Source organism: Amycolatopsis sp. NPDC041971, assembly GCF_055588925.1.
The window spans coordinates 14,586-27,598 of sequence record NZ_JBVJCE010000023.1 but is presented as its reverse complement, the minus strand read 5'-3'; the positions used below and the strand labels follow the sequence as shown (position 1 = coordinate 27,598).

The following is a 13,013-nucleotide window of genomic DNA, read 5'->3' as shown; positions in this document are numbered from 1 at the left end:
AGGGATCGGGCCATGACTTGCGTGAGGTGAGTTCATGACAACGACCGGAAAAGGCAAGCCGCCGGACCGCATCGAGATCGCCGACGTCGAGTGCCTCGAAAACGCGGTCGACGTCTTGCGCGCCTTGGACTACCGGCAGGGGGGCGCCTTTTCCCACGACGCGGTCCACGTCGTGAAGAGGATCAGCCTCCTGCTTCATTGGGGCGCGCTCCCCGGCGCGCTCCGGGCACGGCTGCTGACCGTGCTCGCCGATCTGCACAACCTGCTGGGCTGGACGGAATTCGACATCGGCCGCCGGATTCCGGCGCGGATCCGGTTCGACCGCGCGCTCACTCTCGCCACCGAGGCGGGGAACGACGGTCTCGTGGCCAACATCTGCTACCGCCTCGGCAGGCTGGAACTGCACCACGACGACGTCGACGCCGGGCTGAGCCATCTCCGGCGGGGACAGGCCGCCGCCCACCGGTCCGGTTCCGGGCGAGCGCGGGCGATCCTGACCGTCAACGAGGCGTGGGCCTTGGCGAAGACCGGTGACGAGCGTGCCGCCCTCGCCTGCCTCGTCCAGGCGGAACGCCAGTTCGAGGGGGCGGACACGTGGGCGGCCGCGCGTCCCTGGGAAGCCTTCTTCGGCACCACGGACATGGAAGCGATGCGAGGTACCGTCCTCACCGAACTGGCTCGGACGGTCACCGCCCGCCACAGCGACGAGGCGATCGCGCGGCTTCGCGACGCGACCGGCCACTACGGCGCGGAAATGTCCCGCAGCCTGGCACTCACCCTGATCATGCTCGCGCAGAACCACGCGCTCCAAGGGGATTTCGACGAGGCCTTCCGCGTCGGTACCGAGGCGGTGGACCTCGCGCGCGGCCTCGGATCCGCCCGCACCAAGGACCGGCTCGCTCCGCTGGCGGAGCTGCTGCGCGCCCACGCGACCGACCCCGCCTCCCGCGATCTGCTCGCCCGGATCGACGCCTATCGCGCCGAACCGGTCCCGTGTCCGGCGAACCGCCGGCCGAGCAGTGCCGCGGTCGCCGCGAAACCCACGCACAATCCGGCCCAGACACCCCAGCCGCCCCAAGCGAACACGTAGGCGCACAAGACCATGGCCGGCACACCGATCGCCCAGTACCCGGCGAGGGTGCAGCGGAGTCCGGAAACGGTGTCGCCGAGCCCGCGCAGCAGGCCGACGAGGATGTTCTGCGTTCCCTTGCTGTACTGCTGCGCGATGGCGAACACCAGCAGGGTCGACGCGGTGCCGAGCATCACCGCGTCGGCCTCTTCGTGCAGGAACGGCCACAACAACACCTGCGGTATCACCAGGTACGCCAGGCTCACCACCGCCATGAAGGACCACGAAAGGGTGAGCGCCTGCCGGGCGATCACCGGCGCCCGCCGTCGTTCGCCGTGGGCGGCCGCGCGGCTGACCAGGATGGACGATCCCTGCGACAGTCCGATGTTGACCTGGTAGACGATGTAGGCGAGCTGGTTCGCGACGTTCGAAGCGGCGAGCATCGCCGGGCCGAAGGCTCCCATCAGCACCGTCGCGATCGAGGTGATCGCGGCCTCCGACCCGTAGGTGAAACAGATCGGGGTCCCGTGCCGGACGATATGCCGGACCACCGCCGGATCCGCGCGCCAGAGCGCGAGCGACACCATGGGGCGCAGCCGCGGGTCCCGGCGGACGGCCGAGGCGAACACGGCGAGGGTGAAGAACTGGACCAGTGTCGTCGCGAGGCCGATCCCGGCGACGCCCAAGGCAGGCAAGCCCGCCCAGCCGTAGACGAACGCGGCGTTGAGGGCGGCGTTGACCGCGATCGAGACCAGCGTCACGGCGAGGAGGGACCCCGGACGCCGCAGCCCGACGGCGAACTGGCGCAGCACGTTCAGCCACACCATGGGGAACAGTCCGCCCGCCAGCGCGAACATCATCGCCCTGGCCAGCGAAACGATCTCCGGTTTCTGACCCAGCAAAGGCAAACCGGCCGCCAAACCACACAGGACCGCCGCGCCGATCGCCGCGGTCATGGTCGCGACGAGCAGCGCGGACCGCAGGAGCGCCCGGATCTCGTCCCGCGCGCGTTCGTCGAGTTCGCCGGTGCCGGTGCGGAGTTCACCCGCCCCGGCGGCTGTGGCCACCAGGTTCCCGACGCCGGTGACCATGCCGACGCACATGGTGCGGATCTGGTTGTAGAGCAGGATCGCCAGCCCGCCCGCCGCCACCGCGGTCACCCCGAGCAGGCCGAGCATGGCCAGGTCGACGCTGGTGAGCGCCACCTGTGCCAGCTGGATTCCCGCGATCGGCGCGGCCAGCGCGACGAGTGCCCGGTATCCGCGCGTGGCCACCATCGTGGTCATACGCCCACCGCCACCGGTGCCGAACGAGCCGTCCTGTCGCGGATGGCCACTCGCACGGACTCGGCGTAGGCGGCGAACCAGCGGTCCATCCGGCGGTGGGCCAGTTCGTCGAGCACTCCCCTGACCCGCAGCCATTCGTCGTCGTAGACCGAGTCGAGGTACTTCTCCCCCGCGTCGTTGCACAGCACCACGACGATACTTCCGGCCGGATACGCATAGAGCCGCCGGAGCGCGACCTGGATCGCGCCGCCGGTGGTCCCGCCGACCAGCACGCCGGTGCGCCGGGCGACGACGCGTGCTCCGGCGAAGGCGTCGCTGTCGGAGACGCGATGAGCTTCGTCGATCACCGATCGGTCCACGTTGTCCCCGACCGGGAAACCGGCGGGGCTGCCCGCCCCGGTCTGGTGGTAGATCCCCGGCGCGCCACCGAAGATGATCGAGCCGACGGGTTCGACCGCCACCGCGTGGGTGCCCGCTCCCGCCGCGTGCAGGGCGCGGGCCGTGCCGCACAGCGAGCCGCCGGTGCCGATCGCCGCGACGAGCACGTCGACGGCGCCGAGCTCCTCGAGAAGTTCCCGCGCCAATCCGGTGTAGCCGTTGCCGTTTCCGGGATGGTTGTGCTGATCGGGATGGTAGGCACCGGTTTCCGCGGCGATCCGGGCCGCGACCCGCCTCCGCTGGACCGAGCTGACCCCGCCGTCCGGCGGGGCTTCGACGAACACCAGTTCCGCGCCGAGCGCGCGCAGCATCCGGAGCTTTTCACGGGCGGCGTGGTGATCGACCACGGCGGTGAACCGGTAGCCGCGTTCGAGCGCCACCAGCGCGAGCCCGTTGCCGGTGTTGCCGGAGGTGGGCTCGACGATGTGCCCGCCAGGGCACAGCCGTCCTTCGAGTTCCGCCTCGTCGATCATCTGCCTCGCCATGCGCACCTTGCACGAGCCGGTCGGGTTGAGGTGGTCGAGTTTGAGCAGGAGGCGCGTGCCGGTGCCGGTGCGCGCGAGCTCCAGCAGCGGCGTGTTCCCGATCAGCTCGGACGCGCGCTGGACGATCGTCATCGGATCTCCTGGATCGGGTAGTCGGTGTCGACGTGCCACTGATCGCCGTCGACCACCACCTTCGGCGGCAGGGGAAGCTGGTGGAAACCGCTCTCGTTCTTGTCCATCTGGTAGCCGGCCGTGTTGGGATACACGAGCAGGTCACCGGTCCTCGGCCGGGCGGGCAGTTCCACCGCGCGCCAGGTGAGCACGTCGTACTCCATGCAACTCGAACCCCCGACGACGGTGCGCGCCGGCATGCCGTCTCTCGCTTCCCTGCACACGAGGACCGGGTCAGGGAGGAACTCGCTGCCCTTCCACTGCTCGGACAGGCTCATGGACAGGCCCGCGACCGTGGTGATCAGGTGACCTTCGGCCGGTTTGCAGCCCAGTACCGGGAACACCGAGAACCCGGCGCCGTCGACGAGGGCCCGCCCCGGTTCCAGCAGCAGCTCGATCCCGGCCGCGCGCAGGCGTTCGGCGAGCGGTTTCCCGGCGACCTCGTGCCGAAGGATCGCGGTCACCATGGCCGCTCCGGTCGGCGCCTGGTGGTACGGGTACGTCCGCGCCGGATTGCGACCGGCGTGGAACCAGCCGTCGTGCCTGCCGGCCTCGAACCGCGCCCAGGCCTCGGCGTCCACATAGGACACCGCGATCCCGCCGCCGATACTGATCTTCGACGCGGGATGCCCGAGCGCGCGGGCGTCCTGGCAGAGCTCGATCAGGTACGCGGCGAGTTCCGCCCGCGGCACCGGGTCGTAGCCGTCGAGGTGGAACGAGAAACCGCGCAGGACAATCGGGCCGCCCGGTTCGGCGCACCGCCGCACCGCCGCCGAAAGGGCGTCGGGCGCGAAACCGAACCGGCTCTCCGGCGCGGACGGCGGCCGCACCCGCAGCAGCACCTCCGCCGTCTCGCCGAGTTCCGCGGCCAGTCGTACGACGCGTTCCAGTTCGTCGGCCGCGTCCACCGCGAGCAGGCAGCGATGCCGCAGGGCGAGCCAGAGGAGGCCGTCCGGTTTGGCGGCGCCGGTCACGCCGATCGCCTCCCCGCGCAGGCCGTTGCCGAGGGCGTGCACCAGTTCGGGCACGCTCGCGACGTCGACCCCCGTGCCGGGCCGGGTGCATTCCGGCAGCCACGCCGCCGCCTTGTTCGCCTTCTTCCCGTAGTAGACGGTGCCGCCGACGCCCTCGGCGGCGAGCGCCGCGAACATCGCCCCGAGGTTGTCGGCGAAGGTCGCCGGATGGATCACGTGGAACGGGCCGCCGCCGATACCGCGGGCGATCTCCCACAAGGTCTCCGAGTCACGCAACCGGTGCGCCCAGGGACGCTCGATCGCGGTCAAGGGCGGGGAAAGGGTGTCGATCAGGTCCACAGGGCCACCTCACGGCCGCGGCCCGCCGCGATGGCGCGGGCGGCCAGCGCGTGCGCCACCGGGATGTCGGTGATGATCATGCCGCTGCTGAAGGCGAACACCCGGTCTTCGTCGCCGCGGCGGCCGGGCGCGCGACCGGCGAGGATCTCGGGGAGTTCGGCGTCGATGCGGAACACCCCGTCCGGACCGGCCATCCGCCGCCCGGTCACCTCGACCTGCGCGCCGTTGGTGGCCACGGTGTAGTCGGCCTCGGCGAGCGTGCCCTCCTGGACGCCCTTGCTGGCGACCGAGATCAACAGCCCGCCCGGCGGCAGCCAGCCGAGGCGGATCTTCGGGTGGGCGGCCCGGCCCGACGCGGCGACCACGATGTCGGACTCGCGCGCCGCGGCCTCCACGTCGTCGACGAGTTCGACCGCGCGGTCCGGGAACCGTTCTTCGAGCGCGGCGACGCTGTCGCGAAGACCGTCGGGATGCGTGCCGAACAGCCGCAGCCGCTCCAGCTCCGGCAACGCGGTGAGCAGGTACGGCAGCGTCCGGATCCCCTGCGCGCCGGTGCCGACCATGAGCGCGGATCGCGCACCCGGCCGGGCGCAGGAACGCGCGATCAGCGCGGTGCTGGCCGGCGTGCGGGTGGCGCCGACGCGGTGGCAGTCCATGAGCGCGAACGGCAGGCCGGTCGTGTCGTCGTAAAGGGTGATCGTCGTGTAGTACTTCTCGGCCGACGTGCTGCCTTGCCGGTAACTCGTCTTAAACGCGGCCTGCTCGAGGGAGCCGTCGTAGCCGAGCATGGAGTACGCGACGGCGTCCCGCGCCGGATCCGGCATCGGCACCATCAACTTCGCCGGATTCCGCGAGGCTCCGGACGCGTAGGCCAGATAGCCGTCTTCGACCATGGTGATCGCCTCGTCCGGCGTGAGTTCGAGGTTGTGCAGATCCGTGCGCGTGAGAATGTGCAGCGAGGGACCGGAGCTCATGAACGTTCGGCCTTTCTGGTGGACGGGGTGACAGGCGCGTCCCGGATCTCGGGAGCACGACGGATGAAGCCCGGCCGCAGCTTAATGAAAATGATTGTCTTTATCAGTGACTGTGGCCTTTGTCACGCTGTGGGCGACATGTCGCGAAAGCTTCTTTCGCGGCACGCCACCTCGCCTCGTCGCTAAGCTGACTGTCCGCGACCTGGAGGAGCCGCCGGTGAGTGGAACTCGGAGTACCGCCGAATGCCGCATACGGGCGGCAGAGGTCCAGGACCTCCACGCGATCAGCCACCTCGCGCCGGAGCCGATCGGCCCGACGTCGGGCTTCCCGGTGGTCGTCAAGGACAACATCCACGTCGCGGGCATGCCGAACGCCGCGGGCACCCCGGCGCTGGCGCACCACGTTCCGCGTGCGCACGCGGGCGTGGTCCGGCGCCTGCTCGACGCGGGCGCCACCGTCATCGGCAAGGCGGCCATGCACGAACTCGCGTTCGGCATCACCTGTGACACGACTCCGCTGGGTCCGGTGCGCAACGCGTGCGACCCGTCCCGGTTCGCCGGGGGCAGCAGCGGCGGGACCGCCGTGGCCGTCGCCGCGGGCATCGTCCCGGCCGGCCTCGGCACCGACACCGGGGGTTCGGTGCGCGTGCCCGCCGCGCTCAACGGGGTCTGTGGTTTCCGGCCCACCACGGGCCGCTACCCGTCCGACGGCATCACGCCGCTGAGCAGCACCCGGGACACGGTGGGGCCGATCGCCCGCACGGTCACCGATCTCGCGTTCCTCGACGCCGTCCTCGCGGCGGAGGAACCGGAACCCCTGCTCGAACTCCCGTCGATCCGGCTGGGCGTGCCGCACGGTTTCCTGACCGGCGACCTGGCCGACGACGTCGAAGAGCTGTGGACGGCCGCGCTGATCCGCCTGCGCGCGGCCGGGGTCACCCTGGTGCCGATCGACGACACACCCCTCGCCGAACTCGTCGCCGATCAGGGCATGCCGCTGGTGATCCACGAAGCAGGCACCGGGCTACGGGCGTACCTCGCCGAGTACGTGCCCGAGGTTTCGTTCGAGCGACTCGTGGACGAGGTCGCCGCCGCCGACGTCCGGGCGATCTTCGCCGAGTCGGTCGTGCCGGGCGTCGAGCCGGCCGTCTACGAGGCCGCCCTCGCCAACCGCTCGGCCTTACGCCGCACCTACGCGAAGATCTTCGGCGAGACCGGCATCGACGCACTGGGATTCCCCACCACACCGGCGACAGCACAGGACTTCTCCGCCGTCGAGAAGTTCCTCCACCGCGGACGGGCGGTCCCCACCTTCCCGACGTTCATCCGCAACTGCCAGCCCGGCAGCATCGCGGGCGTCCCCGGCTTGACCGTACCGATGGGACGCGGCCGCGATGGCCTGCCCGCCGGACTGGCGCTCGACGGCGCGGTCGGCGCTGACCGGAAATTGCTGGCGACCGGAGCTTTCGTCGAACGACTGCTCGGCGACATCTGACCGGTTAGCGGGCTCCACCGTGGGTATGTGTTCAGGATGAACGAGGAGCGGATTCCCACGACCGAGCCGGACGTCGGGTCCTTCACGGAGGAATTGCTGGCCGCGGTGCGTGCGGAAGCCCTCGATGACATCGCCGACGCGCTCGCGATCGTGGCGAACGCCGGTTCGGCGACGACCTCGGCCGCGGTCTTGAACGAACTCGTCGACAGGTGTGCGGCGACGATCCGTGCGAGGTTCCCCGCCGAGCCCGGGGATCTTCACACCGTGGCCTTGACGGATCGATCGGGTTCCGGGGTCACCATCGACCACATGCCCCCGGGTCCGCGTGCGGCGTTGCGCGCGGTGCTCGCCGAACTGGCCGGAGACAGTGACGGCCGAGCGATCCAGGTGCGGCTGGCGGGCGGCGGTGGAACAACCGACTTCGTGCTCGCGGTCTTCAACCTGCTCATGTGGCTGAAGGAACTGTCCGACACCGCGGTGGGAGCACCGCCGGTCTTGAGTTGCTTCACAGCCTGACGCGTCGGACGAGTTCCTCCACGCCTTCCGCCGTGGCGCGGATGCGCGAGCAGGCGCTCGTCCTGACCCGTTCAGCCCGACAGACCGGGTAGTTCCTGTTCCAGGCCGAGTAACGCCGCGAACGGGTCGCCGCGATCGGCGAGCCGACCGGGCACGTCCCGGATCGTCCACCGCTGGGGTGTGAGCGCGGGATCGTCCAGTTCCTCCCAGTCGAGCGGGACCGACACCGGCGCGCCAGGACGCGGGCGCACGCTGTACGGCGCCACGAGTGTCTTGTTGAGCGCGTTCTGCGTGTAGTCCAGCCGGGCGCGGCCCTCGCGCTTGTCCTTCGTCCAGGCCCAGCTGACCAGGTCCGGCAGGACCCGCCCGATCGTCTTGGACACGGTCTCCGCCCACTGCCGGGTCTCCGCGAAGGTCAGGCGCGGCGCGATCGGCACCCAGACCTGGATCCCACGCTGCCCGGTCACCTTCGGCCTGCCGGTCAGGCCGAAATGCTCGAGGGCGACCCGGTGCAGCCTTGCCAGCTCCAGCACCTCGTCGAAGGTCGTCGCCGGACCCGGGTCGATGTCGAACAACACCCACGTCGGGTGGTCGACGTCGGTGGCGCGCGAGGTCCAGGCATGCAGTTCCAGCGCACCGTAGTTCGCCAACCAGGCGAGCGAGGCGACCCCGTCGGCGATGACGTAACGCCGGGTCTCCCCCTTCTTGGCCCGTTCGTTATGCCAGGTGCCCAGCCACTCCGGAGCGTGGGAGGGGACTTCCTTCTGCCAGAAGCCGGGTTCGGTCACACCTCGCGGGAACCGATGGGTGTTCAGCGGCCGGTCCGCCAGATACGGCAGCATCACCGGTCCGACGGTGACGTAGTGCCGGATGAGATCACGCTTGGTGACCGGCTTCCCGCCGTCGGCGGCCGGGAAGAGCACCTTGTCGAGATTGGTCAAGGTGAGTTCCCGTCCCGCGACCGACCACTTTCCCTTCGCTCCGAGACCGTCGAGAGCCTCGATCTCCTCCTCGGTCGCCGCCTGCCAACCGGTGGTCGCCGCGACCTCCGCCGTCGCGGCGGGCCGGTCGCCGTGCCACCACGCGTCGGGTGCGGCCGCGACCTCGTCGTTGGTGCGGCCGCTCTTGACCGAACGCGGATGGTCTTCCGCGTTCCAGCCGGTGCGGGCATGGTCGTCGCGTTTGTGGAGCAGGAACCACTGTTCCTTGTCGCCGCCGCGATCGGACCGCACCAGCACGAACCGCCCGGCCAGCTTCTCACCGTCGAGGTCGAAGTGGAGCGTCCCCGCTTCGATCGCCCGCGCCGGATCGTCCTCGACCGGATGCCAGACGCCTCGATCCCAGACGATGACGTCACCACCGCCGTACTCTCCGTGCGGGATCACACCCTCGAAGTCGGCGTACTCGATCGGGTGGTCCTCGACATGCACGGCGAGGCGCCGGGCCTTCGGGTCCAGTGTCGGCCCCTTCGGCACCGCCCAGCTCGCCAGGACGCCGTCGAGTTCCAGCCGGAAGTCGTAGTGCAGCCTGCGCGCCCGGTGCCGCTGGACCACGAACCGGTGACCGCCCGGCCGCGCCGCCTCGCCGCCCGACGGCTCCGCGGTCCGGCCGAAATCGCGCATCTCCTGGTAGCGCCGCAGCTTACGAGCAGGTGCCGCTGTCATGGGGAGGGAATACCCGTTCCGCGCGCGGTCTCACCTCGAACGGGCGACGCGAACCTCCGTCGCCGGCGGGTCCACTGTGGAGCGTGAAGTTCGCATCCCTGGAGCCGACGCGGAAGGTGTCCGGTTTGCCCCCGCGAAGTCGGCCGTGAAGTCGGCGAGGCTGCCGGAAGCCCGGTGCAGTTCGTCGACCACCCCGAACGCGTCGCCGACGGTTGCGGACGATCTCATCGCCACGCCGACGAAGCCGAAGGACAGCAACGCGTCGAGGAGCCCGGGGGCGAGCCCCGTCCCCAAAACCGGGCCGAGACCGACAGCCCGGCTTGGCGCCCGATCGCCACGACCGCGCTCAGCAGCGTCGGTGAAATGGCCGCGTCAGCGGGTGTCATCGACGAATCGCCCCCGGCCACGGTGCTCCCTTTTCCCCTCGCCCTGTCCGCGACGTACGTCGACGTTGCGCGCGTAGGTGGACGACAGTCGCCCCACGAGACGCTACCCCACTTGCGAGGGCGCAGTGCAACAGACATTCGCTGAAGCGTGAAAGTTCTCCTCGCGGGAGAACGGCATGGCCGGATCGAGCAAAGTGGGGGTTGCTCCTCGATTGCGACTGGAATCCTTACCCGGCAACGGCTTTCCGCCACTACAGCGATTCGGGCGGCTCGATGTTGAGAACCGGATTATTCGACACACCGACCATTCCGCAGAATTCGACATGGGATTGCACGGTTTCCGCGGCACAACGCAGTTGCATACCCAACACGCTCGTTGCGAAACCTTATAATTCTTTTTCCACAAGCAGAAAATGGGCCCTGCTCGATAATGCCGGCCTGTCTATTCACGACCGTTCGGTGTAGGGTCCGGGGTGGTTGTTCATTGACCGCCGGTGACCGCTTTCAGCGGGACGTTTGAGCTTCTTGCTCCTCCACCATCGGTCTCGGATCCAGGAAAGTCAAAATGCGAAACAATCGCACGATTTCCACGCTTGCCGCCGCCATGGCCCTTGCCGCCGGATCGGCTGTTCTCCTCCCCGTCCCGGCACAGGCCCGCGCGGAATCCGTTCCCTGCGACGAGGCGGCGCTGGTCTCCGCGGTCGACGCGGCCAACGCGGCCGGTGGCGGCACCGTGACCTTGACCCCAGGGTGCACTTACACCCTCACCTCGGCCCATGGTGACGACGGCGTTCACGGTCCGGCCGGTCTACCGGTCGTCACCACGCCCATCACCTTCGAGGGCAACGCCAACACCATCACCCGTGCACCGGCGGCGGCCGCTTTCCGCATCGGCCAAGTGGCACCCACCGGCGGCATCACGCTCAAAGCGGTCACCATGAGCAATGGCCACGCGACCACCGCGGGCAACGACGACGGCGGCGGCATCCTCAGTTTCGGCGCGGTGACCCTGACCGGCAGTGCGTTGTCGGGCAACACGGCCAACGGGCTGGGTGGCGCCTTGTACAGCACCGGAACTCCGTCGGCGGCGACGTTCACCGACAGCACGGTCAGCGGCAACACCGCCGGACAGGGCGGCGGAATCGCCAGTGTGAACGGCACGCTCACCCTCACCAGCAGCGTGGTCGGCACCAACACCGCGACGGTGAATCCCGGCGGGATCCACTACGTGGCGGGTTCGGCGACGTTGAACACTTCCACGGTGACCGCCAACACCGCGACCAACTGCACCGGCAGCCCCTCTCCCGTTCCCGGCTGCGTCGGATGACCGCCGTCTCCTTCTCGAATCCCAGCGGAATCCTTTCCAGGAAAGAAGATCTGATGCGAAGAAACCGTGGCATTCTGCGGGCCGTCATCGGCGCCGCCACCCTGACCGGCGGCATGATCGTGCTGGCCCCCATGGCGCAGGCCACCACCATTCCCGTGGCCTGCGGTGAAAACGCCCTCGTCGCCGCCATCAACCTCGCCAACTCCACGGTCGACAGCGACACCCTGACGCTGGCCGGCGGCTGCACCTACACACTGACCTCGCCGCATGGCGGGCCCGCCAACGGACTGCCGGTCATCACCACACCGATCGAACTGCTCGGCCCGGCGACCATCACGCGCACCGCACTGCTGCCCTTCCGGATCGCCGAAGTCGGCCCGACCGGCAACCTCACCCTGACCACTTCGGTCGCCTTCACCAACGGCAGCGTGGTCGGCAACGGGGGCGCCATCCTCAACCGCGGCGCCGTGACGCTCACCACCAGCAGCCTGAGCGGCAACTACGCCACCCTCGCCGGCGGCGGCCTCGCCAACGCCGACACCCCGTCCGGCACGGCACCCGCCGCGTCGTTCACCAGAAGCAGCGTTCTCGGGAACACCGCACTGCTCCAGGGCGGCGGTCTCTACAACGGTCTCCGCGGCACACTGACCACCACCGGCGTCTCCGGCACGCCGATGCTCATCAGCGGCAACAGCGGCGCCCAAGGTGGCGGTATCGCCGCGGTCGACTCGACCGCGACGACCATCACCCAGACCGCCGTGACCGCGAACCACGCGCTGCTCACCGCGGGCGGCGTCTACCGGAGCAACGGCACCATGACCACCAACAACGCGCCGATCACCGCCAACACACCCAACAACTGTGTCGGAAGCGCCCCTGCCGTACCCAACTGCACCGGCTGACCGAACCCCGCCGTCGCACGGCGAGCCCCAGCGGACTCCCCGCTGGGGCTCGCCGCATGAAACCCCGTCAATGTCGTGTTCGCCTTCCCAACACGCGTGTTCGCTCTCCAATCACGCGTGTTCGCCTTTCCATCACGCGTGTTACGTCAGGAGCGCACCAGCGAGGCACGGGTCCGGCACTGCTGCCACGGACCAGGCCCGGCAAGGCGAACCGGAGGCGGGTCACTCGTACGTGGCCAGGCCTGCGCCGGCGATGTCGCCACGACCACCTTCGGATTCCCAACGGGCGAGGGCGTTTTCCGGGGCGGGCCGCGCGCCGAACTCGTCGAGGAGCGCCTCCGGGTGGTCCACGTTGTTCTGCCCGGAGGCCGCCATCAGCACAGCCTCGGCGGCCACCGCATCCGTCTCCGGCGGGACGACCAGGAGAGTCACCCGGTGCATGTTCCCGCCGGTCACGTGCACGACATGGACGTTCTGCGAGTCGATGCCCTCCAGTTTGACCAGCCGTCCCTGGTAGATCATTTCGCGGACCGTGACCGCCCAGCCCGACGGCGGGAACGCGACCCGCCACACCGGGCCGATCCGGCCGTCGAGCGCGGTGGTGAGTTCGGGCAGCTCGGCTGTCAGGTCGCGGGACCGGGGCCACCAGGCGCCGTCGACACGACCGCACTCCGAGTTACGGGGCTTGATCCTCAGCCGTTCGGCGGAGTCCAGGGAGAGAGAGTCGGCACGCATGTTCGGGCTCCGGTCTCCGGCCACGAAGGCCGGCGTCGATGAAGAACCGAAGGTGACATCGGCCGCTATCCGACGCGCGAAATACTCTCGGTACTTCTTATTGTACAGAGAAAACCGCGTGGTGACGCGGCAATAATTCACCCGCTCCGTATTTCGGTGCCGAAACGGCGTACAGTAGGACCTGTCCGCCGCTTACGCGAGAACGACCAAAGCATCGTCCATTGAGGACTGTCTATTTGCGACAAAGGGAAG

At 69.5% G+C, this 13,013-nt stretch carries 11 protein-coding genes; 5 read left to right on the top strand and 6 right to left on the bottom strand.

All coding sequences use genetic code 11. From position 1 onward, the window contains the following. The first annotated feature begins 34 nt into the window (after nucleotides 1–34). Nucleotides 35–1,090, top strand: coding sequence for a hypothetical protein (locus ACZ6DT_RS34715; RefSeq protein ID WP_465603217.1), 1,056 nt, complete (start codon nucleotides 35–37; stop codon nucleotides 1,088–1,090). On the opposite strand, the gene ACZ6DT_RS34710 is transcribed toward ACZ6DT_RS34715, so the two are convergent. Genes ACZ6DT_RS34710 through ACZ6DT_RS34695 form a run of 4 tightly spaced genes read right to left on the bottom strand, consistent with a single transcriptional unit; the run spans nucleotide 973 to nucleotide 5,736 of the window. Next, the gene (locus tag ACZ6DT_RS34710) at nucleotides 973–2,355 is read right to left on the bottom strand and encodes an MATE family efflux transporter (protein ID WP_465603215.1); all 1,383 of its coding nucleotides are present in this window, start codon (nucleotides 2,353–2,355) and stop codon (nucleotides 973–975) included. The two genes, ACZ6DT_RS34715 and ACZ6DT_RS34710, sit on opposite strands and share 118 nt — an antisense overlap. Then, complete coding sequence (locus tag ACZ6DT_RS34705; RefSeq protein WP_465603213.1) at nucleotides 2,352–3,410, bottom strand: PLP-dependent cysteine synthase family protein; 1,059 nt, start codon at nucleotides 3,408–3,410, stop codon at nucleotides 2,352–2,354. The genes ACZ6DT_RS34710 and ACZ6DT_RS34705 overlap by 4 nt, the downstream gene beginning before the upstream one ends. Further along, nucleotides 3,407–4,762, bottom strand: a complete 1,356-nt coding sequence (locus tag ACZ6DT_RS34700) for a type III PLP-dependent enzyme domain-containing protein (protein WP_465603211.1) — start codon at nucleotides 4,760–4,762, stop codon at nucleotides 3,407–3,409. The genes ACZ6DT_RS34705 and ACZ6DT_RS34700 overlap by 4 nt, the downstream gene beginning before the upstream one ends. After that, nucleotides 4,753–5,736, bottom strand: coding sequence for an ornithine cyclodeaminase (locus ACZ6DT_RS34695; RefSeq protein ID WP_465603209.1), 984 nt, complete (start codon nucleotides 5,734–5,736; stop codon nucleotides 4,753–4,755). Before ACZ6DT_RS34695 ends, ACZ6DT_RS34700 begins: the two co-directional genes overlap by 10 nt. 217 nt (nucleotides 5,737–5,953) lie before the next feature. On the opposite strand from ACZ6DT_RS34695, the gene ACZ6DT_RS34690 reads away from it, so the two are divergent. Further along, nucleotides 5,954–7,231, top strand: coding sequence for an amidase family protein (locus ACZ6DT_RS34690; RefSeq protein ID WP_465603207.1), 1,278 nt, complete (start codon nucleotides 5,954–5,956; stop codon nucleotides 7,229–7,231). Nucleotides 7,232–7,258: 27 nt separating this feature from the next. Continuing rightward, nucleotides 7,259–7,747 carry a hypothetical protein gene (locus ACZ6DT_RS34685; RefSeq protein WP_465603205.1) on the top strand — a complete coding sequence of 163 codons (489 nt, stop codon included), beginning with the start codon at nucleotides 7,259–7,261 and terminating at the stop codon, nucleotides 7,745–7,747. Nucleotides 7,748–7,818: 71 nt separating this feature from the next. On the opposite strand, the gene ligD is transcribed toward ACZ6DT_RS34685, so the two are convergent. Beyond that, nucleotides 7,819–9,411, bottom strand: coding sequence for a non-homologous end-joining DNA ligase (ligD, locus tag ACZ6DT_RS34680; RefSeq protein WP_465603203.1), 1,593 nt, complete (start codon nucleotides 9,409–9,411; stop codon nucleotides 7,819–7,821). 951 nt (nucleotides 9,412–10,362) lie between these two features. Here ligD and ACZ6DT_RS34675 point away from each other — a divergent pair. Next, entirely contained in the window at nucleotides 10,363–11,124 is a 762-nt protein-coding gene (locus ACZ6DT_RS34675) for a hypothetical protein (protein ID WP_465603201.1), read from the top strand. Between the two features lie 53 nt (nucleotides 11,125–11,177). Continuing rightward, a complete protein-coding gene (locus ACZ6DT_RS34670) occupies nucleotides 11,178–12,026 on the top strand; it encodes a hypothetical protein (RefSeq protein WP_465603200.1) in 849 nt (282 codons plus the stop codon). Between the two features lie 222 nt (nucleotides 12,027–12,248). Here the strand turns inward: ACZ6DT_RS34670 and ACZ6DT_RS34665 are convergent, their stop codons facing one another. Continuing rightward, nucleotides 12,249–12,761 (bottom strand): DUF5994 family protein, encoded by a 513-nt coding sequence (locus ACZ6DT_RS34665; RefSeq protein ID WP_465603198.1) that lies wholly within the window; start codon nucleotides 12,759–12,761, stop codon nucleotides 12,249–12,251. Nucleotides 12,762–13,013 lie beyond the last annotated feature (252 nt).

Bases quoted from the DNA above. Each gene is read 5' to 3' on its own strand.
- ACZ6DT_RS34715 (WP_465603217.1), top strand. From the start codon at position 35: ATGACAACGACCGGAAAAGGCAAGCCGCCGGACCGCATCGAGATCGCC.
- ACZ6DT_RS34710 (WP_465603215.1), bottom strand. From the start codon at position 2,355: ATGACCACGATGGTGGCCACGCGCGGATACCGGGCACTCGTCGCGCTG.
- ACZ6DT_RS34705 (WP_465603213.1), bottom strand. From the start codon at position 3,410: ATGACGATCGTCCAGCGCGCGTCCGAGCTGATCGGGAACACGCCGCTG.
- ACZ6DT_RS34695 (WP_465603209.1), bottom strand. From the start codon at position 5,736: ATGAGCTCCGGTCCCTCGCTGCACATTCTCACGCGCACGGATCTGCAC.
- ligD (WP_465603203.1), bottom strand. From the start codon at position 9,411: ATGACAGCGGCACCTGCTCGTAAGCTGCGGCGCTACCAGGAGATGCGC.
- ACZ6DT_RS34675 (WP_465603201.1), top strand. From the start codon at position 10,363: ATGCGAAACAATCGCACGATTTCCACGCTTGCCGCCGCCATGGCCCTT.
- ACZ6DT_RS34670 (WP_465603200.1), top strand. From the start codon at position 11,178: ATGCGAAGAAACCGTGGCATTCTGCGGGCCGTCATCGGCGCCGCCACC.
- ACZ6DT_RS34665 (WP_465603198.1), bottom strand. From the start codon at position 12,761: ATGCGTGCCGACTCTCTCTCCCTGGACTCCGCCGAACGGCTGAGGATC.